Raw genomic sequence first — 24,459 nt, 5'->3', positions numbered from 1 at the left:
AGCTTTGATGTCCGATTTCTTCGCCGATATCCCCCAGATCAAATATGAGGGCCCCGACAGCACCAACGAGCTGGCCTACCGCTTCTACGACAAGGACAAGATGGTCCTCGGCAAGCGCATGGAGGATCACCTCCGCTTCGCCGCATGCTTCTGGCACACCTTCTGCTGGCCCGGCTCCGACGTGTTCGGCGGCGGCACGTTCGATCGCCCGTGGCACCGCGGCGCCAACGACAGCGCCGCAGCCGCGATGAAGCGCGAGGTCGCGTTCGAGTTCTTCAAGACGCTCGACGTGCCCTATTACTGCTTCCACGACGTCGACGTGATGGCCGATGCCGCCAACATCACCGAGCACCGGAAATTCTTCGCTGAAGCGGTCGACCATCTCGAACAGCTCCAGGCCGCATCGGGCCGCAAGCTGCTCTGGGGCACCGCCAACCTGTTCAGCCACCCGCGCTTCGCGGCCGGCGGCGCGACCAACCCCGATCCTGAAGTGTTCGCGTTCGGCGCGATGCAGGTCCGCGATGCGCTCGAGGCGACGCATCGCCTCGGTGGCCAGAACTACGTGCTGTGGGGCGGTCGCGAGGGCTACGAGACGCTGCTCAACACCGACATGAAGCGCGAGCTCGACAATTTCGGCCGCTTCCTGAGCCTGGTGGTCGAGCACAAGCACAAGATCGGCTTCACCGGCACGATCCTGATCGAGCCCAAGCCGTTCGAGCCGACCAAGCACCAGTACGACTTCGACACCGCGACGGTGTACGGCTTCCTCAAGCGCTATGGCCTGGAGAACGAGGTCAAGGTCAACATCGAGGCGAACCACGCGACGCTCGCCAGCCACACCTTCGAGCATGAGATCGCGACCGCCGCTGCGCTCGGCATCTTCGGCTCGATCGACGCCAATCGCGGGGATCCGCAGAATGGCTGGGATACCGATCAATTCCCGAACTCGGTCGAGGAACTGACGCTCGCCAATCTCGAGATCATCCGCGCGGGCGGCTTCACCACCGGCGGCTTCAACTTCGACGCCAAGGTGCGGCGCCAGAGCATGGACCCGGCCGACCTGTTCTACGGTCATGTCGGCGCGATCGACGTCGTCGCGAAGGGTCTGCTCAATGCGGCCAAGCTGATCGAAGACGGCCGGATCGATGCGATCAAGACCAAGCGCTATGCCGGCTGGGACGGCGAGTTCGGTGGCGCGATCGGTGGGCTAGACCTCGCCGGCATAGCCGACCTCGCGATCGAGCGCGGCATCGATCCCAAGCCGGTCTCGGGCCAGCAGGAGCGGATCGAGAACCTCATCAACCGCGTCCTCTGATCGACGACCGCCCGATCCTGCGCTCCGGCGTGGGATCGGGCACGTCCCGACAGCGCTATGATGCGCCTCGGCTTCCCGCGCTCGCGGCATTCTGACCGACCGGGAGAGACGCGATGCCGACCCTGACACGCGCGGTATCGACGATGGCGCTGATGGCGACGGGGTTCGCGTCCCAGCCATCCCCCGCGCTCGCGCAGCTTCCGCTACAACCGACCTTTCCCGTGATCGCGCTGCCCGCAGCGCCTGCGCGCCATCACATCGTTATCCCCAATCGCCCCGCCCCCGTGCCGGTCGTGCTCAACCTGTCGCCGAACGGGTCGGACGCTGGCGACGGATCGTCCGCGCATCCGTTCGCGACGCCTGCGCGCGCGCAAGCCGCGGTGCGCCGGCTCAACCCGGATCACGACGTCACTGTGCGGATCGCGCCGGGCACCTACCGGCTGACCGCACCGCTCCGCTTCACCGCCGACGATGGCGGCCTGAACGGCTTCACCGTCCGCTGGGAAGGCGAGGCCGGCACGCGTCCGATCCTGTCCGGCGGCATACCGATCGACGGGTGGCGGCTCGCCGATCGCGCGAAGGGCATCTGGTCCGCCGCAGTGCCGAAGGGCGCCGATCCGCGGCAACTGACGGTGAACGAGCGGCTCGCCAGCCGCGCCCGCATCGAGATTCCGCGCTCCGCCGTCACCTTCCAGACTTGGGGCCTCGACATCAAGGATCTGGCGTGGCGCGAACTCGCCTCGCTCCCCGACCAGCGCCGTATCGAGATCGAGGGCATGAGCTGGTTCACGCACCGCCACGCCGTCGTCGACCGGATCGAAGGCGGGTCGGCCCAAGGAAGCCGGATCGTCATGCAACAGCCGGGCTGGCGCAATAACCTGATCGGCTACGACACGATCGCTCGGCCGGTCTCGGCCGAGGTCGCGCGCCTGTTTCTGGTCAATGCGCTCGCCTTCCTGCGCGAGCCCGGCCAATGGTATGTCGATCCAAAGGCGGGGCTGCTCTATTACAAGCCGTTGCCGGGGGAGGACATTCGCCGCGCCGAAGTCGTGATGCCGATCCTCGAACGGCTCGTCTCGATCGGCGGCAGCTATGATCGGCCGGTCCGCGACCTGCAGTTTCGCCACCTCGCGTTTCGCCACACCAGCTGGCTGCAGCCCTCAAGCCCGCAAGGCTATGCGAGCCAGCAGAGCGGTGCCTATCTGGCGGGCGACGTGACCGGTTATCCCGCCGATCCGATCCGCGATTGCAGCTGGGGATGCCCCGCGTTCGAGGCGATGCGCAACCGTTGGAACCAGCAGCCCGCCGCAGTGCAAGTGGCCGCCGCGACCCGTATCGTGTTCGACGACGACCAGTTCTCGCAACTTGGGCAGGTCGCGCTCGGCATCGGCAACAATCCCGACGCGAATGACGGCGGCGTCGGGCTCGGCGCGGCGGCGATCGAGGTGACGCGCAACAGCTTTAGCGACCTCGCCGGCGGTGCGATCATGGTCGGCGGCATTCGTCCCGACGCGCACCATCCCTCGCGCCCCGAAATGGGCCTGCGCGACATCCTGATCCGCGACAACCGGATCGCCGGCGTATCGCGCGACTACAAGGAGCAGTCGGCGATCCTCGTCACCTATGCGTCGGGGACGGTGATCGCGAACAACGACGTCTCGGACGCGCCGTATGACGGGATCGACATCGGCTGGGGATGGGGCACGAACGACCCCGGCGGCAGCGCGGAATATTGGCGGCAACAGCGCGGCTATTACGACCAGCCGGGCAATCTGGTCTACGATACGCCGACGACGCTGCACGACACGGTCGTCGTCGGCAACCGCGTGACCCGGGTGAAGCAGTGGTTTCCCGATGGCGGCGCGATCTATCATCTGTCCGCCGATCCGGGCGCGCTGATCGCCGACAACTACATCGCCGATGTCGCGGGTGCGGGCGGGATCGCGATCTATCTCGACGAGGGATCGCGCTACGTCACGGTCCGCAACAACGTGATCGACCGCGTCGGCGGCGTCTGGCTGAACCTCAACTCGCAGGATTTCATCGCGCCGAAACGCACCGCGCTGGACAATCTGGCGGTCGGCAACTGGTATAATTCCGGCCGGCTCCAAGGATCGTGGACCGACTATCTGAACAACCGGGCGGTCGACAATATCAAGGTCGAGGGCGATGCATGGCCAGCCGCCGCACGCAGCGTGATCGACCACAGCGGCGTCCGGCCCGAGGACAAGAAGCCCTGACGATCGCGGCCGCCCACGCGCGTGGCACTATGCCGCGGTACATCGATTTCGGCCCCAATCCGCGCCTTCTGGGCCCCAGGACAGAAAATCTCTTATCGTCTCGCGATTGTCACGCGGCTATCACCCCGGTGATGGGAGCTTACCAATGACGAACTTCAATCCCGATCAGACGAGCCCGTCGTCGGATACGCCAATCGCGTCCGACGCGGCGATACCGTCGGAAAGCGCGACGCCGCCACGCCCGCCCCGCGGTACGGGACGGCGGCTGCACGGCGCGATCGCACACAAGCTGGGCACCGCGATCCTGTCGGGCGAGTATCTGCCGGGCGATACATTGTCGGGCGAAGTCGCGTTTTCGGAGGCGCTGGACGTGTCGCGCAGTGCCTACCGCGAGGCGGTCCAGGTGCTGATGGCAAAGGGATTGGTCGAAAGTCGACCCAAAACCGGTACCCGCGTGTTACCGCGCAGTCGCTGGAACCTGCTCGATCCCGACGTGCTCGCCTGGGCCTTTGCCGGCGAACCCGACATCGACTTCGTCCGCGGCCTGTTCGAGTTGCGCGCGATCGTCGAGCCTGCCGCTGCCGCGCTGGCCGCCGAGCGACGCGATCGTGCCGACCTCGCCGTGATGAAGGAGTCGCTCGCCGCGATGCGCCGCCACACGCTGGCCACCGAAGCCGGCCGTGCCGCGGACCGCGAATTCCACAACGCCGTGTTGCAGGCGACCCGCAACGACGCGCTCGTCGTGCTCAGCGCGAGCATCGGCGCGGCGGTCAGCTGGACGACGCAGTTCAAGCAGCGCACCCGCTCGCTGCCGCGCAACCCGATCCCCGATCACGTCCGCGTGTACGAGGCGATCGCCGCGAGTGACCCAGCGGCCGCCAACGCGGCGATGCGCAAGCTGGTGGACCTGGCGCTCGACGATACGCAACTGGCAATGACGCGGTAGGCTTGGTTCTCAGGCTTGGGTTCTAGGCTGGAGTCAGACGGCGCCCCGGCCATGCACGATACCCGTTTCCAGTCCGCGCAGTTCCGCCAGCCCGCGCAGCCGGCCGATCAACGAATAGCCGGGGTTGGTCCGCTTGTTGAGATCGTCCACCATCTGGTGCCCGTGATCGGGGCGCATCGGCAGCGACCGCCCGGTGCGTGCCTGCAACGCGACCAGCTCGGTCATGATCGCGGGCATGTTCGCATCGCCCTCCAGATGCGCCGCCTCGTGAAACGCGCCACCGGGTTCACGCTGCACCGATCGAAGATGCACGAAGCCGATGCGCTCGCCGAGCCGACGGACCATCCCCGGCAGGTCGTTGTCCGCGCGCACGCCGAACGATCCGCTGCAAAAGCACAGCCCGTTGGCGACCGACGGCACCGCCGCGAACAGCGCGCTGACGTCCGCCTCGGTGCTGACCACGCGCGGCAGGCCGAAGATCGGGAATGGCGGATCGTCGGGGTGCACCACCAGCCGGATGCCCTCGGCCTCGGCGACCGGACACACCGCCTCCAGGAACGCGACATGGTTCGCACGCAGCCGAGCTGCGTCGATGTCGGCATAGGTCTCGATCTGCTCGAGCAACTGCGGCGAACTGAAACTCTCCTCGCTTCCGGGCAGCCCGGCGATGATCGTCCGCTCGAGCGTCGTGCGCGCGGCCTCGTCCATCGCCGCGAACCGCTCGGCGGCGATGGCGACGACATCGGTTGCGTAATCCCGCTCGGCGCCCGGGCGGCGCAGGATGTGGATGTCGTAGGCGGCCAGCGCGTGCAGTTCGAACCGCAACGCGCGCGCGCCGTCCGGCAATGCCCAACTCAGGTCGGTCCGCGTCCAGTCGAGCAACGGCATGAAATTATAGGTCACGACCTCGATGCCCTGCCCCGCCAGATTCCGTAGGCTGGCGACATAGGCCTCGATCAGCCGATCCCAGTCGCCCGAACGTCGCTTCAGATCCTCGACGACGGGCAGGCTCTCGACCACTTTCCAGTCGAGCCCGGCGTCCTCGATCATCACGCGACGCGCGGCGATGGCGTCGACGGTCCACACGTTGCCATTGGCGACCTCATGCAGTGCCGTGACGACCCCGGTCGCGCCGGCCTGCCGGATGGCGTTTAGCGGCACCGGGTCGTTCGGGCCAAACCAGCGCATGGTCTGGGTCATCTTCATCGGCCGCTCATCCCCGTTTTCCCATGGCGGTGCAGCCACATGCTCACACTGTCGATAGCAACGATTGAATTGGTCTGACAACCTATAAGCGCCTGGTCGCCGGGTGGATCAGATCGTCGGGGCGCCGCCGTAACGCTGACGAGTCGTCGCGAGCGCCAGTCGAGCCTGTTCCATCGCCATCTCCTCGGTCTGGAACAGGAGGTGGTCCATCACCGACGTCAGGTGCGCGCGCATCGCGCCCCGCGCTGCCGCCGCATCGCGCGCGCGCAAAGCATCAACGATTGCAGCATGTTCGGCGACGACCGGCCGCACCTTGGCGTTGCGCGCCTTGGCATGGAGAAGCGCGCATTCGGGCGACGTCGAGCGCAAATGCCACAGATCCTCGATCGTCCGGACAACGCCCGAATTCCGCGTCGCCTTGGCGATCGCCATGTGGAAATCGCGATCGGCGATCTCGGTGACTTCGGTCAGCAAATTCTCGGTTGTCATCGCCTCGACCAGGCCGTCGAGCAGGTCGATCTCGGCATCGGTGATCTGCACCGCCGCCAGCGCTGCCGCCTCACCCTCGAACATGATCCGCGCTTCGGTCAGTTCGAACGCGGTGATGGCGAAACCCGGCTCTTCGCCCTGCCCCGGCAGCCGGCAGACATACGCCCCGGAGCCGACACGGACTTCGATAAATCCCTGCACTTCCAGCGCGATGAGGGCTTCACGCACCGCCGGGCGACTGGCGCCGTAGTCGATCGCCAGCTCGCGCTCGGCGGGCAGTCGATCACCTACCGCATAGGTGCCCGCGACCAGTTCCTCGAACAGTCGCCGCGCCAGCCGCTGATACAAGCGGTCGTTCGCGGGAGCGTCGTATTTTCCGACCGCGAACAGCGCGTTCTGGGGGGCGGGCTTTGCCACTGGACTTACCAATCTAATGTCTGCGTATTGATGCTACTACGTCGCCCTTCGCAAGGAAACTGGCATCGTCGAATACCCTGAGGGATAGGCGCGCGGCGCGTTCCGTCAGGCGACGGGAACCGCACCTAGATAGGACATCGGTACCGGGGTGGTCGCAAGTACCAGCTTCTGGAGCACCATATTGTCGTCCAGCTGCCAGATCTTGATCGTGTGACGGCCGCTTGCGACGTCACCAAGGCCTGTCGACAATCGTACGCCATTGTCACGCACCGCATCCGCCCAACGCGCCTTGGCGGCATTGTCCGTATCGCCTCCGGTAGGTTCAAGCATGGCGCGCAGGACCTGAACCGCACCGCCGTCGATCGACACGCCGATGCGCGATCCGTCCTGACCGAACGTGTCGAGCGTCGGCACGAGGTATAGCGTCACGGTCGCCGGTCCCGCCTTCGCCACGGTGACGTCGTATTCCAGACAGACGCCGTCACTCGCCAGCGTTGCCGGTCGACCTTGCGGCATCGCGATCATCGCACCTGCCGTACGACCCAGATGCGGGATCGTCGTCCAGCGCAGCCCCTTGCCGTCGCGTGCGCGACTGAACGCGGGTGCTTCGAGGGCAACGATACCGGCCTGCGTCGCGGGCGTCGGAACGAAGACCGGCTGCTGCCGACGCTTTGCCTCGGGCGTATCGGCACCGACCCGGACGATGCTCGGCATGGTCTGTTTGGTGGGATCGTTCCAGATGACATAGCTCATATGGACCTGCGCCATCATGCCGTCCCACTTGCCGCCGTTGATCGCGTGATACCGCTGCGTCAGTTCGCCGTCGCGCCGGAAAGCGGTTTCTACCTGATCGGCAAAATAATTGGCGCGGGCGTCGTTTTTCGACGCCAGCAGCCGGTTCCACGCGGTGCCGTAATACATCCGGTACAGGTTCGCGACCGCCGCCACGGGAAACTCGATCAGCTGGTAATAGGCATCACGCTGATCCGGCCGCAGCGTGGCGCGAACCGTAAGCATCCGTGCCTCCAGCGCGTCCCACTGCGCAACCATCGCGCCGAACTCGCCACCATCGAGGCCCTCGGGCGTGCCTCCGCCTAGCGGGAAGCTGTCCTGATCGATCAACTCCGGTTTTCGGCGTGCGACATACTGGCTGTACTGCGTGACGATCTCGCCGATCGCGCGCGCCTGTTCGGGGCCGAACGTCGCCGTCGCCCATGCGCGCGGATAGTCGGCAACCGCGGCTGGGGTCATCGCATCCGGGTTCCAGGCCTGCGCCAGGAAGAACCCCAGCGGATATTCCATCGGCTTGATATCGCCGACGTTGACGATCCAGATCTGCGCCGCACCACGCCGGTACGCCAGGTCCATCTGCTGCCAGGTCTTCTCGATCTGGTTGGTGTTGATCCACTTGTAGTTGCGCGGACCGCCGACGTAATCGAAGTGATAATAGATGCCGTACCCACCTTTTCGCGGTGGTGCGGCGGGATCGGGCAGGCGACGGATCTGGCCCCAATTATCGTCCGAGAACAGCAACGTGACGTCGTCCGGCACCTTCATGCCGTGATCGTAATAGTCCTGTACTTCCTTGTAGAGCGCCCAGACCTGCGGCGTGTCGGTCGCCGGTTTGCCGGTCACGTCGGCGATGATCTGACGCTGGTCGGCGACGACGCGTTCGAGCAGCCCGGTCGCGGTGCCCTCGGCCATCGCCTCGTCGCCATCACCGCGCATGCCGACGGTCACGACGGAGTCGTAATTCTGGCGGCCGCCCTTCGCCATCATCCGCTCGATCCCGCCGCGCCAGAATTTCCGCAGGTTGGCACCGTTCTTGTCGTAATCCCATGCGCCACCGGTCACGCCCTTGTCCTCGTGGCGATGCCATTCGGCCTGCGCGCGCAGCATCGGCTCGTGGTGCGAATTGCCCATCACGACGCCCATCGCGTCGGCCAGCACCATGCTCGCGGGGTCGTCGTCCGCGAACGCCTTGCCCCACATGGCGGGCCACAGATAATTGCCCTTCATCCGCAACAGCAGTTCGAAGACGTGCGCGTACATCGCCGAATTGACGCCACCGAACGCCTTCTTCGCCCAGCCGCTGAGGCAAGGATCCTCGTCGTTGATGAAGAACCCGCGATAGCGGACCTTGGGCTGGTCGCGCCTCGAGCCGGCAGGGATCAGCACGTCGCGCTGGCGACGGACGGGCACGTCCGCGAACCAGTGCCACGGCGAGACGCCGATCCGCTCGGACACGTCGTAGGTGCCGAACACCGCGCCCCGCCGGTCCGACCCGACGATCACCAGCGCACGCGACACGCCCGGCATCGGATCGTCGACGACGATCTGCCGAAACGCTTCCCATTCGCCGTGCAGGTCGGCGGCGGCGATCTTGCCGGCCGCCACGAGACGATCGATTAAAGCGCTGTGGCCGAGCACGCCAATGATAACCACCGGCCCCTGCGCAACGCCGCTCGCGCCATCGGTCAGTCGCGCAGCGGTGCCGCTGACCCTCTCCAAATCGGCGGCGAAATTGGTGGCGACATGCCGAACCGCGCTGTCGGCGTCGGCGTCGACCAGGACCGCTGCTGGAATGCCCTTTTCGATCAAGGCAAACGCGGTCCGCGGATCGGGCGCCCCATGCGCCTTGGCACCGAACAAGGGCAGCGTCGCGAGCGCAGCGCCGCAGGCGGCACCACCCATCAGCGTACGGCGTGATACGGCCTGTGACATCGTCGTCTCTCCTGTCGTGAGCAGGCGGACAGCCCCATGTGAAACCCGCTGGCTTCGCTTGGCGGACCTCGCATCGGCTATCCGTAGCGCAACCGCGCGCCCGTCGGGTCTTCGCGCGAAACTTCGCCGACCTGCGCCATTATCGTTGAACCGACCTTACCGATCGTCGATCGGCTTGTGCGATCGTAGACCCGGTCGCGACCACGTCTTGAGGTAAATACCGACGGTGCGGTCGCATCACGACCGCACCGTCCGGTCTACTAGAAGGTGCCGCGCAGGCCGACCAGGAACTGCCGGCCCGGCTTGTACTGCGTGAAGGTCGCATTCTCGAACTGGAAGTACGACCGCAACGTCGCATTCGTGAAGTTCGCGACGTTGACCGTCAACTGCGGCGCCCCGGCAAGACCGAAGATCTTGTCCAGGTCGAACGACGACGAGAAGTCGTAGGTCGTATAGTCCGTACCGAACAATGCCGCTGCCGGAATGCCGTTCTGCGCCGCGCCGCTGTTCTGCGAGCCCTCGCGCGAGGTGGTCGACACGCGCAGCATCACGCCGTGCTTTTCGTAATAGCCCGTGATGTTGTAAGTAAACGGCGCCACGCCGAACGCGGTTGCCGCACCCTTGCTGGTCTGATCGACGACCGTCGCATTGGCGTTGAAGCCGAACCCGGTGATGCCGATAGTCTTGGTCAGGAAGTCGAGTGGCTGGACCCACTGGAATTCGAGCCCGTTGATGGTCAGCTTGTCCGCCACGTTGACCTGCGACGTGACCTGGACCTGCGCGGTGCCGGGGCCACCACGCGAGTTGATCGCGATCTGCTGCGTCGGGTTCAGTGTGTCGTAGGTGATCCCGTATTGCGACAGGTTCGAGAACGGAACCGTGCTGATCGCGGTGTTCGTGAAGCCCTTGATCGACTTGCGGAACGCATTGAAGCTGACCACGCCTTCGCGGCCGGTATAATATTCGAAGCCCAGATCGATGTTCGTCGACATGTACGGCTCGAGCGCCGGGTTGCCGATCGACGCCTGATCCGCCGATGGCGCGCCGAAGTTCACGCCCGGCAACTGCGCCGACGGATCGGGACGCGTCATGGTACGCGATCCGGCGACGCGCACCACCGCGTGCTCGCTGACGTCGTAGGCGAAGGTCGCGGCCGGCAGCCACTTCGAATAAACGTTGCGCGTCGACACGATGCTGACGAGGTTCGGATAGCGGCTACCGTCCGGCAACGCGACGCCGGTCGCGGTCGTATTGCGGGGATCGGGCAACGACACGCGACCCGTGATCGTCTGGATTGTGTTGACGTAGCGCACGCCGACGTTGAACCGCAGCATGTTGCCGCCAAGGTCCTGCTCGCCGTTCACCGTGGCGAACGCGGACTTCACCACTTCGCGAATGCCGCCGCCGCTAGCGCCCGTGGTGGACGCGCCGCTTTCCGGCGAATTGTCGTGATAGAAGTCATAGTTGGTTGCGGCTGCAAACTTCGGCCAGTCGACCGTCACGAAACCGGCCGGCCCTGGCGTCAAGTAGCTTGGGGCCGCCGAGTTGGGAACGAGCGAGCCACCATAGGTCACCGGGCCGGTCATGCCCGCGGTCGATCCGGTGCCGAAGCCCGGATAGGTCGGGTAGCCGGCTGGGATCACGCCCGGCGCATTCAGGCCTTCGCAGGGCGGCTGCGAATTCGGCGAGGCAACGAACACGCTGGGATTATTGCCGCAAACCGCGTTCTGGTACGCCTGGCTGTTGTCGTTGCTGCTGATCCGGCGCGACACGTCGTCGAACGCGCCGCCGACCTTCAGGTTGAGGGCCGGCTTGCCCCAGGTCAGGTCGCCGCGCGCGCCCTTGCTCTTGTTGAGCCGGCGTTCGTCGGAGATGTTGACGCGGCTACCGGGATTCCAGCCGAAATTCGCCGGATCGTTCAGGTCCAGCGCGCTCTGGATCGTCGGGATGCCGCTGCCGTCGTTGGAATAGGTCACGGTGTTGCCGACACCCAGCGGGGTCGTCAGGCCGACCGACGGGTTCTCGCGGTGGAAGGTCGAGCGCGCGTAATTGCCCTGCAGGTTCAGCTTGAGCGTGTCGGAGATTTCCCACTCGCCGCCGGGGTTGATGCTGAAGAGCTTCGTCGTCTCGGTGTACGGGCGGAATTCATTGAAGAACTGCGCGTTGGCGAATGTCCCGCCGGTGACGACGCAGCCGATCGTGCAGTCGGCCTTGTCGAACGTCAGGTTGGTCGGGATGATCGCGCCGTTGCGGACGATCCACGCCATGTTCTCGCGCGTCAGGTCGTTCTTCTTGTAGCCGTACAGACCATCAACGTAGAAGTGCAGCGTATCGGACGGCTGCCATTCGGCGCTGACGATCGCATTGATACGGTCACGCGGACCGCGAATGCTGGTCGAACGCCCGAGCCGCGGCAGCAACGCGTTGTCGATCTGCTGGATCGTCGCACCTGGGTTGTTCGCGAGCAGGAACGCGCTAGTGATCGGCGTACCAGCTACCAGCCCCGCCCCAGCGCCGACAGGCACCACGGCTGGAATCGTCCAGTTGCCGCCACCCGTCGTGTTGCAGCCCGAAGCAGCACCGCACTGCGCCGCCGTCAGCGCCGGATTGGTATAGCCAATCGTCTCGAACCCGCGCGTGTCGGTGAACAGGCGCTGGGCGGACACGCCTGCGAGGATACCGACCTTGTCACCGCGCCAGCTGCCGATCAGCGAGCCGCGAGCACCGATCCGGTCCTCGGGCGACTGCTTCGTACCCTGCACGTTATACGCCAGGAACGAGGTCGCGCGATCGAACGGCCGCGCCGAACGGAGGTCGATGTTACCCGCCGCACCACCTTCGAGCAGGTCCGCGGTATAGCTCTTGTTGACCGTCAGCTTGGTGAACAGGTCGGTCGGGAAGAAGCTAAGATCGACCGAGCGATCGGTGCCCTGCGCATCGGTCGCGCCGGACGACGCCACCGCGATCGTCGCGCCGTTGAGCGTGACGTTCGTGAAGTTCGATCCGAGGCCGCGGATCGCGACGTTCGTGCCTTCGCCGGTCACGTCGCGCGTTATGGTGATGCCCGGGATGCGGTTGAAGGATTCGGCGATGTTGGTGTCGGGGAACTTACCGATGTCTTCGGCGAAGATCGAATCCGTGAAGCCGGTCGCTGCGCGCTTCGCGTTCGTCGACTTAGCCAGGCTCGAACGATAGCCGGTAACAACGATGTCGCCGCTATCGGCCGCATCGATCGTGCCGGGGGTCTGGTCGGAGTCCGGCAAGGCCGCTGCTGGCGACGCGGCAGGCGCGGTCGGCCCGGCGGTGGCGGGCGCGGCACCTTGCGACGCGGCGGGTGCAGGGTCCTGCGTTGGCGGAATGGTTTGCGCCGCTGCAACGGTGGCCGACAGCGCTACCATCGTCGTCGCGCACAGGAGCGCAGCGCGCGTAAGACGAGGGGCCATTTTGAAAGGCGTCATGTTCAGGATCCTCTTGGAACCTCGCTGTCCGACTGGCGGCAGGAAGCGTCTCGTTGTTATGAATGCTTGAAGAAAGTCAGGTGCCGGGCGCTAGCTACTGCGCGACGTACTCCACCGGCTCGACCAACTGGCCGACGGGCATGCGACATCAATAGCGTTAAAAGCCATCCCCATTCCTCGTCACGCCCGTCTATGCGGGTCCGTTGATAGCGCTATCTCACCGCTATTGGTCGACGAGTCAAGATGGTTCGGTTAGGCCAATATGACCTTGTCGGCTCTACCGGTTCGGGATCTAGGATGGTCTCATCGGCTTTTCAGCGGGTTAAGTCGTGGCAGGACCGCCGAACGCGCATCGTCATCCTGTAGGAAATTCATAAACCGCTTCCATCGACGGTCTGCGGACGAAGGGGCGTAGAGATCGGCTCAGTCCAATCAGGGCACACCCGTCAGATAGCTGCCGTTCGATAGCGGGATCATCGGCTTATTCGTTCTTGCCGGGCAAAGTCCGCGCTAACCGCTGCGCCTTTCGCGAGATCCGCAAATCCGGCGCCCCGATGACGCGAGCGTCACCGGTCGACACCGCGTTAGACCCTCAGTCGGAGGCAGACAGAACCCGCTGGAACAGCGCGAACATCCACCCGGTCGCCTGCGCGAATAGTGCCGCGTCGTACCGTGGCCCCTCGTCGCGCAGGAACGCGTGCGCGGCGTTGACCTCATGCCATTCATAGCGCGCACCGACCTCTTCCAGGCGCGCGCGGATGAGTGCCCGGCCGGCAAACGGCACATGCGGATCGGCGCGACCGAAGACGAACAGCGTCTCCGCCTTCAGGTCCGCCATCCGCGCGAGGCTATCGTCATCCTTGCCGAGCCCGAGCGATCCCACATGGATATCGGTCGGATAAAAGCACGCCGCCGCCAGCACGCGCGGATCCAGCGCGGCACGGTACGCCAGATGCCCGCCCAGGCACACGCCCACCGTCGCGAGCCGCCCCGTACAGGCCGCGTGCCCGGCCAGAAAATCCAGCCCGGCGGTCGCATCGGCATCGAACGCCGCAACCGGCTTGGCGATCTTCAACGCGTTGCCGCGATCCGTACCGGCGGTATCGTACGCCAGCACGGTCCCGGGCGCTTCATACTCGTGATACACCTCGGGGACCGCGACACAGTAGCCGTGCCCCGCGATATACGCCGCCAGTCGCCGGATCGGCGCGGTCACCTGATAGATTTCCGAGAACAGCAAAACCCCGGGAAACCGCCCCTCGATCGCCGGGCGAAACACATGAACCCGCATCACGCCGCCATCGGCCGAGGGCAGGTCGACGAATTCGTCGCTGGAGATGATCATGGCGCGGTATCCCGATAGAGCTGCCCAGCCGCGCTACCGCATCGCCGGGGCTCGTTCACGGGAAATTCGGCGTACGCCGCCAATGCACGCGGCCAGTGTCGATGGTTCGATCGGAATTCAGCAAAATGCGTCCCCTCGATACCCATTACCGCACCAGATGAGCCGGATTTAGGCTTCTACGGCAGCCATGCGACGCATCTGGTGCCCAAGCGTCACGCCTGCTCCAACGCCACCTCGCCACAGTGCCGGTTACAGCGGCGCAGGCATCTGCTATTCGGTCGGCGATACGTAGGCTCCTGCCCTTCCTTGCCTGTCTGATGTGGCGGCGACCGGCGCGCGTGTTGTTCGTCCACATCGCATTCCGCTCAACCTGTTTGATACGCGCACGAGCGGCGACGTGGCGGCGCCGTAATTCGATCGGTTCAGGTTCTCCGCCGACGTTCTTGGCAAGATCTACTCTGGGATTGGCACGGTCCAGCGTGACAAGTTGAAGCGCGCCGTAAAGGAGGCTTATGATTCCGCCGCGCCCGGCATTCCGCCGACTTTGCGCGAGGTTCACACTGCCTACCACGACATCGTCGACGGGAAGCCCAACTCCCCAATGTCCATCATTAGAGACATGCTGGACATGGAGATATTCGCGAAAGACCAGTCCAAGACAATGCCGTTCGATAGCTTCCTCGATGGCGTCGTGGTCATCGCACTGGACGCTCTGGGACAGGACGACCACAGCAAGAACATGCTCGTCGCAGTCATGCTGAACATGTTCTCCGAAAACATGCTCCGGACGACCAAGCTTCCTTTCCTTGGTGAGGACCCACAGCTGCGAGCGATCGATTCCTACCTGCTGGTAGACGAGGCCGACAACATTATGCGGTATGAGTTCGACGTCCTGCGCAAGCTCCTGCTGCAGCGCCGCGAGTTCGGCACCGGCGTCATCCTCGCATCCCAGTACCTTCGCCACTTCAAGGCAGGCGGCACGGACTACCGCGAGCCCCTCCTCACTTAGTTCGTTCACAAAGTGCAGAACGTAACCACGACCGAACTGTCGGCTCTTGGCTTGTCGGCAAGCGCGGCGGAGATGGCAGAACGTGTAAAAGCGCTTGGCAACCATCAGTGCCTCTACAAGACCTTCGACAGCCCGGGCGAGTTTATCCGGGATACCCATTCTATGAACTTATGCGGTCACGCGGCGCGAAATAGGAAGGCCCATTGGTCGATTTCCTGAGTCCTGAAGCGGTCCGAGCGGATGTCGCGGATCCGCTCTTCACACGTCGCCTGAACTTGCCCTGCGCTGGGCTCTGCATGCTCTTGGGTTTAGGTTCCGGCTCCATGGCAAGGACCTTCCTGGAAAGCCGGATATTGTGCTCCCGCAATACAAGACGGTTGTGTTCGTCCACGAGTGCTTCTGGCATCGTCATGCGGGCTGCAAGGTTGCCACCACGCTGAAAAGCAATACGGAATTCTGGGTCGAGAAGTTCGATCGAAATATCGCCCGCGATACTCGGTCCATTGGCCTGCTCGAGGCTCAAGGCTGGAAAGTCATTATCGCTTGGGAGTGCGAGCTTTCCTCCGCGCGAAAAGCTGCCGATGCTGCGCTCAGGATTGCTGCAGAAATCCGAACCGGCGTCCCTGGACTTTGTATGACGGCAACGACAAGTAATTAGGCCACGTGGACAAAGGGCAGCCACAGCGTAACTGATGCGAGTGCGACGAAGCCGAGATATAACTCTGCGGTCTTGTCATAACGCGTTGCGACACGGCGCCAGTTCTTGAGCTTGCTGAACAAGCGCTCGACGAGATTGCGCCAACGGTATTTTTCGCGATCATGCGGGATCGGTATGCGGCGGTTGCTCTTGGTTGGAATGACCGCCTCAACATCCGCCTTGGCGAGTTCCTGTCGGATGGCATCGGCATCATAGCCCTTATCGGCATGCAGCGCCTGGATCCGGTCAGCCAGCATCCCGAACAAGGGCGCGAAGCCCTTCACGTCGTGGGCTTGGCCCCGTGTCAGGACAAAACATAGTGGCCGGCCCTGACCATCACATCGGGCGGGCAGCTTGGTTGTGAAGCCGCCTCGCGAACGGCCGAGCCCCTCGAATTCCTGGTCCCTTTTTTTAGCCCGACGGCGCAGCGATGTGCCCGGACTACGGTGCTGTCGATGATGTTGGCGCTGACATCCCGCTCGACGACAGCGGCTAGGGCCTCCAGCATGGCTTCGAACACGCCCGTCACGACCCAGCGACGATACCGCCGGAACACACTGTTCCACTCGCCGTATTCATCCGGCAAATGCCGCCATTGCGCGCCTGTCCGCGCCATCCACACCATGCTTTCGAAATAGGGCCGGTTGTCTCCCGCGGGTCAACAGCCACGTCCTCGCTCCGACGGCAGCAGGGGCCCGATCAGAGCCCACTCATCATCCGAAACCCCGATCCGCTCGACCAACGCAGCCTCCAAAAGACAGCCTTGAATCAACCGATCAGACGCACTTCAATCTTTGTCCACGTGGCCTAGTTCGGGCGCGCATCCCATGACGGAAGTGCTTCCGTTGCCCGACTGCGACCGTAGCTAATCAGGCAGCGCATGTAGCGCGGATAGAACTGCAACGGCCGATCGGCGCGTCGGTCCGCCTCCTTCCACGCAGAACAACGCTGAGCTGGCTCGCCCCCTGGTCCGTCAAGGTCCGTTGTGTGCGCGCCAGCGCTTTCATCTATTTTTGTGAAGAAAAAATCGCGGCGCTCCAACCGTGCGCGAGCGGCAATGCGATCCGCGGAAAACCGGTATACCTGATTCGCGAGGATTTGCTCTGACCGAAAAGCAAGGTCAAGGAAGGTGTATTTCGGATGTGGCCCAGGCGGCGGCGTCTCGTCAGATATGCGCTGGTCGCCATTGATGATCACGTAAGTGCGAGGAGGCGCCTCGGCCAACCCGGCCGCTGCCACCCGTTCTTCGAGAACACGACCGATCTCGTCCGAAAATACCCCGAAGCGTGCACCGCCGTCGATGTACATCCGCTCATCGATAAAAACAGGCGGTGCCGCGATCGGCGCGGAAGACGACGCGACGACTGCTTCGACATAACAGATCTTTAGCTTGTCGCGCTCGCCGGGCGGAGCTGCAAACCAGCGGGCAGCCATGTCGGTCAGGTCGAAGGCAACCGCTTCTCCGCTACCGACGTCGACCGCACCTACGAAGAGCTTGCGCCCGGACTTACCTCCATCCTTGACGGTAGTCAGCACCCGATCAGTAAGGGCCGTCGCCAACCTTCCGCGCAGAGGATTAAGGTCTGCCAGAGCTCCCTTGCGCAAAAGAGTGACCGCCGCGCCCGCGCCGATCGCACCTGACTTGACGTACGGATTGAGTAGCTCGCGCTCTGATGCGATGGTGTATCCGTCAACCATCGCCGCGGTTTCGCCAGTGAATGCAAACGTCGCGAGGATCGCGCCGGTGCTTATCCCGGTCACGACGGCAAACTCCGGGAGACGTCCGCGCTCGAGCCGCCATTGATCGAGGAATCCCGCACCGTAGGCGCCGTTGAGACTCCCGCCTGAAAGGAAGAGCATCGCATTGCGTTCGCCCGCACCAATCCCGCCAGCATGGGCGTCCAGCGCAGCGAGCATGTCGCCCGCCAGGCTTTGCCTTGACGCCTTGCGGCCCCCATACGGCGCGGTAGCCGATGAAGCCTGCGGGTCGATGACAGCAAGGTCGCGCCGAACAAAGCCGCAGGAGGCGAGCCCTTGGGGCTTAATCACGCACCCACCAATCATGGACACGGACGCCAGCATCACAAGCAATCGATGTTTGGTCATGGCCCTCTTTCTACCAACCAAGCCGGTCGGCGAGCGCCCGGTCCTGTTTGCGCACCGCAGCTGCGATAGCTGACATCCTCACCGCTGAGTTGAGCCCGACAGTGCGCTGTGGATCCGAGACAAAGCCGAGATGATGCAGCGCCACCAACCGGCCGTCCGGATCGAACATCCCGGCCCCTGAGGCTCCAGCCTCGCTGGCGCAGTCGTGGCCGATCTCGCTAGCAGAGCCATCCGTTTGGGCGCCTGCGCTGGTCCAGGGGGGGGAGCTCAAGGCGCGGACCGAGCAGTTACGGCTTACGAGCTTGGGTCGACATTGCGCGTGATGGACCATGACGAGCGGATCGCCCTGCTTGACCTCAACTTGAGACAGGCGGACCGGAACGGGCCGCCCGAAGGCGGCGGCTTGATCGTTCGCGGGCGTGACTTGCAACAAGGCGAAGTCCAAACGTTCATCCGAGAGCAGCCGCTTCTTCACCGCCAAAAATCGGCGAGCTGGGCCGTCTTCCCAGGCCAGGTCGACGACGGCGTTACCAATCACCTCCGCATTGAAGCCGCGCTCAGACGGCTTGGCGCCGCCACAGTGCCAATTCGTCAGAAAGACGTCAGGAGCGATCATCACGCCTGAACAGCACCAGGATAGTCGCGTAGGAGTAGCGGCTCCGGGATCTAGCTCGTCGCCAGCCGTAAGCAGGATGCCCGTCCTGGAACCAACGGCGCGCAACATAGCAGAGCTCGTTGGGTACAGCTCTTCCCACGGGCTGCCGCCGGCGACCACGGAGAACGCGGTCGCCGCCGCAAATGACGGCATGGCAAGCGCTCCTCGCAGTTCGACCTCGGTGGTTGCATCTCCGCCCGCGAGATCGAGCGTGACGGTCTCGCCCCGGATCGGTCCCGTCCAGAACGTCGCGGCTCCGTCGAAGGCGCGGCTGTCGAAGGAGCTCACGAGATGCCCGGCACCGTCATGAATGAGAAGCGTCCAAGCGCGACCTGACGGGCTGCCTGATCGGCCGAACTGTAAGCGTACCGAGCCGGCTGGGGCGCCGTCTGCTTGGAAGACTATGTCGAGAGGAAAGTCCTTTGCCTTCAAGATCTGGGAGCGCACCTTCCATTCGCCGAAGCGCGCAGTCACCCCCTGTGCTGTTTGTCCCGGCACAGATGGCGTGGTGGCGAAAATCGTCGGGAAAAGCGCCAATAGCGCAGGAAGCAGGCGGGTCAGCATGCCGGCGCTCCCCGCCGAGGCATCGCCAAGATGATCTCCGTGACCTCCGAAAGTTTATATGTCGCGCCACATGTCGTTACAGTCCCCGCACTCTCGCCGATTAGCACAGGTCCCAACCGACCCACCTCCCCACCAAGCGCCGAACCGCCGGTAGGCTGGCCGAGCGTTAGAACCGCAAATAGAATCGGATCGCCTGGTTTCGACACCCGAACCAGCCGCTGAAGCCGGTCCACGGGTATCGAGGAGATCACCCCGGTGCCCGAGGCGTCCTCGACTAGGATCGAGGCTCCGTCAGACCAACTGCGAATTGTAGAACGTGTCCAACGGCCGGCGACGTTGATCCAGTCGAATGAAGGGTCAAGGAGGGCACGCTGCGGATCCACGACGCCGGTTGCCACCTTGGAGGCCGCACCCACCTCATTGCTAACGCCGTCGACGATCGGCCACGAAGTAGCTTGGAGGCGGATCTTTGCATTTCTAGAACGCTCGAAAGCGCGCGGGTACCGTGCGACCATCGACGCGAGCACGCCCGCAGCGTAGGCCGCGGCTTGGCTCGTGCCGTTAATTGCACCGACGTGGCCCTGATCGATCCAGCCGGGCAGTGCCTCACCGCCGGGCGCCGCCACGTGGACGATCGCGGGCGCGCCGCCCGGGACGTTCACCTTTTCCATCATTGTCACGCCCTCTCGGGTGCAGATACGGCAGGCCGTGACGACCACGACGCCCTCGAGGTCACCTAGGTTCTGCGGCGACATCGGCGAGGCGGAGTCCAAGCGTACGGGCAGCTTGCCTGGTCGCGCTTGGCCAGCGGCCACTACCACAAGCGGGCGCTCGTCGAAGAAGCTGTTCGCAGGAGCGTAGTTCCGGCGTAGACTAGGATCAACGAGGCGTCCGCCCGAAACCGAGGTGCCGTAGGCAGTCTCGAAGTCTGTAGCGATCAGGAATATAGGTCTGGCCGTACGGCCGCTGTCGACGTCGTTCTCTACGAGCGAAATCAGCTTCGCCAGATCTGCCGCACGACGCTGGACCGGCTTGAGAGCGCCGGGATTATTAGGATCGGGCGCGTACCACGGCATCTGCCTGATCCGAGCCATGGGTGCGAGCCCGTTGAACCCCATGCCGTTCCGCGCAGCGATGATGCCAGCCATGTGGGTGCCGTGATGTTTCGCCGAATCGAAGGTCGCCCAGTCGCATTTCCAGGTACTGGCAGCCGGTGGTGGTGCGATCGGTTTGCCGTCTTCGCCATACACTGCACCACCGAGATTTGGCGGCGCTGTCACCGGCGTATCGATGATCCATATGTCGGGCACGCCCGCAGGCGCGGGCTGACTGGCTATCAACGCCTGTAGCTCAGGGTCGTCCGCGGGACGCGTCGCGTATGTGTATGTGGCAGGCGGCGTTTGGTCGGCTCGACAACCTGCCTGATAATCCTCAGCCGAGGCTGCAAACACGCGAGCAGGTTGTAGAGGGTCTCTGAGCGTGGCGCTGATGATGACGTTCCGATTGGGCGGGCCGAGCGCTTCACGGCCGCGGCGAACGGAGTCGTCATTCGGCATCGCGACGTCGACGTCGTAGGCGCGGAACTGGACGCGGCGTAGCCCACCCTTGACCACCGACTTGACGATTGCCTTGTTCCAGCGGCTAACTAGATCCAACCGCTTCAGCCGTTCACCAGGATCTTCTTCATCATAGGTCCGTGACACTAGACCTCTTGTAATCTCAACGTCCGGAAGCATGTAATGCGTTCTGGCCTGAAGGTTGTTCGGGTCGACGTTTTCTGGGTTCAAACGGACTAGGGTTGGTTTGATGTGCTCGCACGAGCTGGCCGGGAACCCCTGCTGTACGAGCAAGACGCACGGCGTCTCTCCCGCCGCCAAGATCACCTGGCGTACCGGAAGGAGATCCGGCTGGTCGCTCAGGAGATTGATCCGTTCCGCGATGTCCTTGCCAACGTCGCCGCCGACGAAGGAGATATGCAGGGTCGGCACCAGCGGCGCCGGGGCGACCTCCGACGTTAGCGGATCGGTCGACGGGATTGCCTTGTGATCAGCGACTGGCGAAGGCGAAGCTACTGCCTGCATCAGCAACGCGGCAACAAGAGTGCCCGCGGTCATGGCCGCCCGTACAATGCTGCATGCTGCTTGATGTCTTCGGAACTCAATGCCAGCAACATCGTGCCCCCGCCGCCGCAATAGTAGTGCATTGCCGATCCGGGATCGTACTTACCGACGGGCCTCCAATCGTCGTCCTCCTGAGCGCAGCCCTTGATGCCCCTGACCTGCTCGTGGCGATAGCCGAGGACGTGGCCGATCTCGTGTCGCATAACGCCAGATCGGTCGTATGATGTCGTCTTGAAGCGCGGGAAGACGTGGAGGTAGCGGGCACCGACCGGGTCGTTGGGAAAGAACCCGACTGCGATGAACGGCGACGCATCCCGGACGTAGCGCACGATGAATGTCGTCCGGCCCTCGATCGGACTGGCATCCTCCGCGGTGGAATGACTGAAGCTCAGCGCGCACTTGACCGGGCAGGCGGCCACCCACGCCGCACCGCCCTGCGCAAGCGCCATAACGGCTGCTGCATAGACGGAAGGGTCGTCGAAACTCGCGCGGTCAACGGTATAGGTCACGGCCCGCCGCGGACGTGGAAGGATTTGGTCAACGCCGTTGAGCGACAAGACTGTCAGTTCCGGCTTGCGTGCAAGGATCTGGCTCGTCGTCCGTTCACCAGATTGAGCATTCATCAGCCGCCGGACCTGTCCGCGGGTCAAGGGAAGATCGCCCTGGTAAACGTAGTATCGGCGCAACGCGCCTCCCTGCGTCACTTCGAAGGTCGGCAGCTTGGCAAGGAAGTTTTCGAAGGCTTCGTCGTCTTCAGGATCGGCCAAAACCCTGTCGTAGTCAGCGACCGTCATCCTGCTGGCGCCGAGTACAGCGGCATCTGGAGCTTGGACGCTGGGAGCGCTCGCAGAGGACGTCACGACAGCACCTGCGACGCTCAGCGCCAAGGTTGCGGGGTGGAAGAATGACATCACAGCGCTTCATATATTCGACCAGCGCGCGGCGATCTTCTGAAGTCAGCGCGGCGTTGCCGTAGTCATGACCATCGTTCGAGTTCCCCGGTATCTCTCTGCCAGCGGGATCTACGACGTTGAACGTCCAGATAGGCTTACCGGGCTCGGGTAGGAACCCGACGTTAACGGTATCAAGCACGCGGCCGCCGACGGGGAAGCTTCTGGCGCGCTTCGCGGGAGGCAAGAGCAGCTCGGTCAACGACTTTACCGAGCCGTTGTGCAGATAGGGCGCGGTGGCCCAAATGCCGTTCAGAGGTCGCGCCTTGTACGCCATGAGCTCTTTTAAAGCCGCCGCCTTGCAAAGTGCGAGACGCTCCTCGGGCGGCTTTTGCGCATTCTCTGGCTCAGCAAGGCCCGCGACCTCGATCACGCGAGGCAGCCCGAAAAAAGCCTTCGCAGATGTCTTCAGGATTTGAGGTTTCTTCCCCGCGAGTGTCCCGATTACGGTGGCGGTTAGGATCTGTCGATGGTCGGCAAGTGGCCCGAAGCGTTCCGTACCGGCCAGCAACGCAGTCTTGCCTCCTTCGAGCACTCCCGTGCGGGCACGATAGGTGAACGCGTTGCAGGCCATCCAAGGGTCCGTACCCACTGGCTTCGAACCGCCCCAGATCGGCGACATCTGCGCTATTATCGGCTTGGAGAGGTCGGTCCGCGCGAGCGGCTTGTGGCAACCAGAGCATTGGTCGCGGAACAGCTTGGCGCCTACACGCACTGCGTCTTGAGCGGGCGTTCCAAATGGTTGGGGCCACGACGGCGAGTACAGCTTGGTCAGCTGCTCCTCCATAGCGTCAAGGTTGGCTACGTTGACGCTCGAGACGTACCCGCCGATACCTGCCGACCTTGTCACCTTGACGTCGGCGAACACACCGATGACCTCGCCCGTATTGCGTCCGATGGCGCCGATGTCGAAGGTTTCGCCGCTGGGAAACCGCACGCCCTTGTTCGGTGCGATCCTGTTCCACTGCACGATGTCGTGCTGAGGAACATTCCAGATGAACGGGTAGCTGACTGGGGCGTTGGCAGGCGCCTCGAAGCCCTCTTGGTTGGCGCCCGTCGCGATCGCGACTTTGTTGAAGATGTGGCCAAACGCGTCCAACCTGCCTAAGCCGTACCGACTTGAGCTTTGGTTCATTGCTTGGACGCGTGCCTGCCAGATAACGAGTTGCTGAAGTGCGTTGCGCAACATGGTCCGATTTGGAATGTTGTCTCGTTCGTTGAGCACTCTCTTCGCAAATCGATCGAAGCGCGCAGGCTCACGAACGGTAGCTTGAAGGGCTGCGTCAAGTTGCTCGATGAAGCTTTGAAAGTCGCCCATGCCGGGTGCCCCGTCGATCCGCAGACGCGCTCCACCGTTCCTGATCTCGCCGGTATGGCAAGCGGCGCAATTCATCCCAATCCACGGTTCAGATCCTGGTTGCTTATCGAACCACCTGAGACGCGACCTTTCGAACTTGTCGTCAGGTCCGCGGTCAACAGCGAACCCGATCGGCAACCCTGAAGCGTCGTTTGCGTCGGGGGCGAGATACCCCAGCGTTTCCATACGTTCGATCGTGAAAAACGGTTGGCCGTCTGCAGGGCTTTCCAGCGCGGCGAGCCACGCTCGCGGCGCAAGCCGCGATCCTTGATTGCCATGATACCAAAGTAACCTTTGCTGAGCAGTCCACCCCTGCTCAAGACGTGCTTCGCGCGCGACGCCCGAACAGGCCGCAATAATGAGAACGGCCGTAGAGCAGATCAAGACGCCTAACGAGTATCGGAACATGAGCCCTCTTTTCACTGATTGTTTGTCAGATCAAGGTACAGGAAACTCCAAAAAGCAACGCGACTCGCCATTACAACACGAATGAATGCCGCCAGTATTTCCATATCTTCGATCCGAGGCAAGCTGTAACTTGTATAAATCTTCCGCTATTCATTATCTGTATCAATTTAGCGAAACTAGCCGCATATAAAAGGTCATCAATTTAATACGACAGGCCCTGCTTGCATTTGAAATATCAAACAGATTTCCTAAGTAGCCGTGTGCGCGACGCGGGCCTCTGCATCCTCGTCGCACATAGTTTTCAGTTGATCGGAGAGTCAGGAAAGTCGCGGCCGTTTATGACGGCAGAGCGCCATGAAGCCGCTTCGAGGATGCTCTGTGCGTCGGCCATCGCAATCGAATATAACCAGTACTCGATCACCGATGATCCCTCGGACATGACCGCCGAAATGC

At 63.5% G+C, this 24,459-nt stretch carries 16 protein-coding genes and 1 pseudogene; 5 read left to right on the top strand and 12 right to left on the bottom strand.

Annotation, left to right across the window (positions count from 1 at the left end; translation table 11 throughout):
• Positions 1 to 4: 4 nt before the first annotated feature.
• The 3 genes from xylA to AC59GX_RS02075 all read left to right on the top strand — a co-directional run bounded on the left by xylA (position 5) and on the right by AC59GX_RS02075 (position 4,501).
• On the top strand, positions 5 to 1,315 hold the full coding sequence (gene xylA / locus AC59GX_RS02085; protein WP_107951986.1) for a xylose isomerase: 1,311 nt from the start codon (positions 5 to 7) through the stop codon (positions 1,313 to 1,315).
• A gap of 113 nt (positions 1,316 to 1,428) precedes the next feature.
• A complete protein-coding gene (locus tag AC59GX_RS02080; protein WP_497300710.1) occupies positions 1,429 to 3,555 on the top strand; it encodes a right-handed parallel beta-helix repeat-containing protein in 2,127 nt (708 codons plus the stop codon).
• Between the two features lie 145 nt (positions 3,556 to 3,700).
• Positions 3,701 to 4,501 carry a FadR/GntR family transcriptional regulator gene (locus AC59GX_RS02075; protein ID WP_136189290.1) on the top strand — a complete coding sequence of 267 codons (801 nt, stop codon included), beginning with the start codon at positions 3,701 to 3,703 and terminating at the stop codon, positions 4,499 to 4,501.
• A gap of 33 nt (positions 4,502 to 4,534) precedes the next feature.
• On the opposite strand, the gene uxuA is transcribed toward AC59GX_RS02075, so the two are convergent.
• The 5 genes from uxuA to AC59GX_RS02050 all read right to left on the bottom strand — a co-directional run bounded on the left by uxuA (position 4,535) and on the right by AC59GX_RS02050 (position 14,140).
• Positions 4,535 to 5,707 (bottom strand): mannonate dehydratase, encoded by a 1,173-nt coding sequence (gene uxuA / locus AC59GX_RS02070; protein ID WP_497300708.1) that lies wholly within the window; start codon positions 5,705 to 5,707, stop codon positions 4,535 to 4,537.
• A 108-nt stretch (positions 5,708 to 5,815) separates the two neighbouring features.
• Positions 5,816 to 6,613 carry a FadR/GntR family transcriptional regulator gene (locus tag AC59GX_RS02065; RefSeq protein WP_426282524.1) on the bottom strand — a complete coding sequence of 266 codons (798 nt, stop codon included), beginning with the start codon at positions 6,611 to 6,613 and terminating at the stop codon, positions 5,816 to 5,818.
• A gap of 105 nt (positions 6,614 to 6,718) precedes the next feature.
• Positions 6,719 to 9,337 carry a glycosyl hydrolase 115 family protein gene (locus tag AC59GX_RS02060; RefSeq protein ID WP_497300707.1) on the bottom strand — a complete coding sequence of 873 codons (2,619 nt, stop codon included), beginning with the start codon at positions 9,335 to 9,337 and terminating at the stop codon, positions 6,719 to 6,721.
• Positions 9,338 to 9,597: 260 nt separating this feature from the next.
• Complete coding sequence (locus AC59GX_RS02055; protein WP_426282526.1) at positions 9,598 to 12,795, bottom strand: TonB-dependent receptor; 3,198 nt, start codon at positions 12,793 to 12,795, stop codon at positions 9,598 to 9,600.
• A 592-nt stretch (positions 12,796 to 13,387) separates the two neighbouring features.
• On the bottom strand, positions 13,388 to 14,140 hold the full coding sequence (locus AC59GX_RS02050) for a dienelactone hydrolase family protein (protein ID WP_426282527.1): 753 nt from the start codon (positions 14,138 to 14,140) through the stop codon (positions 13,388 to 13,390).
• A gap of 487 nt (positions 14,141 to 14,627) precedes the next feature.
• On the opposite strand from AC59GX_RS02050, the gene AC59GX_RS02045 reads away from it, so the two are divergent.
• The gene (locus AC59GX_RS02045) at positions 14,628 to 15,149 is read left to right on the top strand and encodes a hypothetical protein (RefSeq protein WP_426282528.1); all 522 of its coding nucleotides are present in this window, start codon (positions 14,628 to 14,630) and stop codon (positions 15,147 to 15,149) included.
• 280 nt (positions 15,150 to 15,429) lie between these two features.
• Entirely contained in the window at positions 15,430 to 15,807 is a 378-nt protein-coding gene (locus tag AC59GX_RS02040) for a very short patch repair endonuclease (protein ID WP_497301314.1), read from the top strand.
• Here AC59GX_RS02040 and AC59GX_RS02035 read toward each other — a convergent pair.
• From AC59GX_RS02035 to AC59GX_RS02005, 7 genes and pseudogenes are all read right to left on the bottom strand, one after another.
• Entirely contained in the window at positions 15,804 to 16,412 is a 609-nt protein-coding gene (locus AC59GX_RS02035; protein WP_426282529.1) for an IS5 family transposase, read from the bottom strand. The genes AC59GX_RS02040 and AC59GX_RS02035 overlap by 4 nt on opposite strands.
• Positions 16,364 to 16,483: pseudogene (locus AC59GX_RS02030) on the bottom strand (transposase); the annotation flags it as partial. The gene AC59GX_RS02035 and the pseudogene AC59GX_RS02030, both read right to left, overlap by 49 nt.
• A 170-nt stretch (positions 16,484 to 16,653) precedes the next feature.
• The gene (locus AC59GX_RS02025; RefSeq protein WP_426282530.1) at positions 16,654 to 17,952 is read right to left on the bottom strand and encodes a patatin-like phospholipase family protein; all 1,299 of its coding nucleotides are present in this window, start codon (positions 17,950 to 17,952) and stop codon (positions 16,654 to 16,656) included.
• Between the two features lie 10 nt (positions 17,953 to 17,962).
• The gene (locus AC59GX_RS02020; protein ID WP_426282531.1) at positions 17,963 to 19,171 is read right to left on the bottom strand and encodes a trypsin-like serine peptidase; all 1,209 of its coding nucleotides are present in this window, start codon (positions 19,169 to 19,171) and stop codon (positions 17,963 to 17,965) included.
• Positions 19,165 to 21,285, bottom strand: a complete 2,121-nt coding sequence (locus AC59GX_RS02015; RefSeq protein ID WP_426282532.1) for a S8 family serine peptidase — start codon at positions 21,283 to 21,285, stop codon at positions 19,165 to 19,167. The genes AC59GX_RS02020 and AC59GX_RS02015 overlap by 7 nt, the downstream gene beginning before the upstream one ends.
• Positions 21,282 to 22,085, bottom strand: coding sequence for a zinc metalloprotease (locus AC59GX_RS02010; protein WP_497300703.1), 804 nt, complete (start codon positions 22,083 to 22,085; stop codon positions 21,282 to 21,284). Before AC59GX_RS02010 ends, AC59GX_RS02015 begins: the two co-directional genes overlap by 4 nt.
• Positions 22,072 to 24,006 carry a di-heme-cytochrome C peroxidase gene (locus AC59GX_RS02005; protein WP_497300701.1) on the bottom strand — a complete coding sequence of 645 codons (1,935 nt, stop codon included), beginning with the start codon at positions 24,004 to 24,006 and terminating at the stop codon, positions 22,072 to 22,074. Before AC59GX_RS02005 ends, AC59GX_RS02010 begins: the two co-directional genes overlap by 14 nt.
• Positions 24,007 to 24,459: the final 453 nt, after the last annotated feature.

It is taken from the genome of Sphingomonas sp. 320_CC (assembly GCF_059691795.1).
This window is presented reverse-complemented; position numbering and strand designations above follow the sequence as displayed.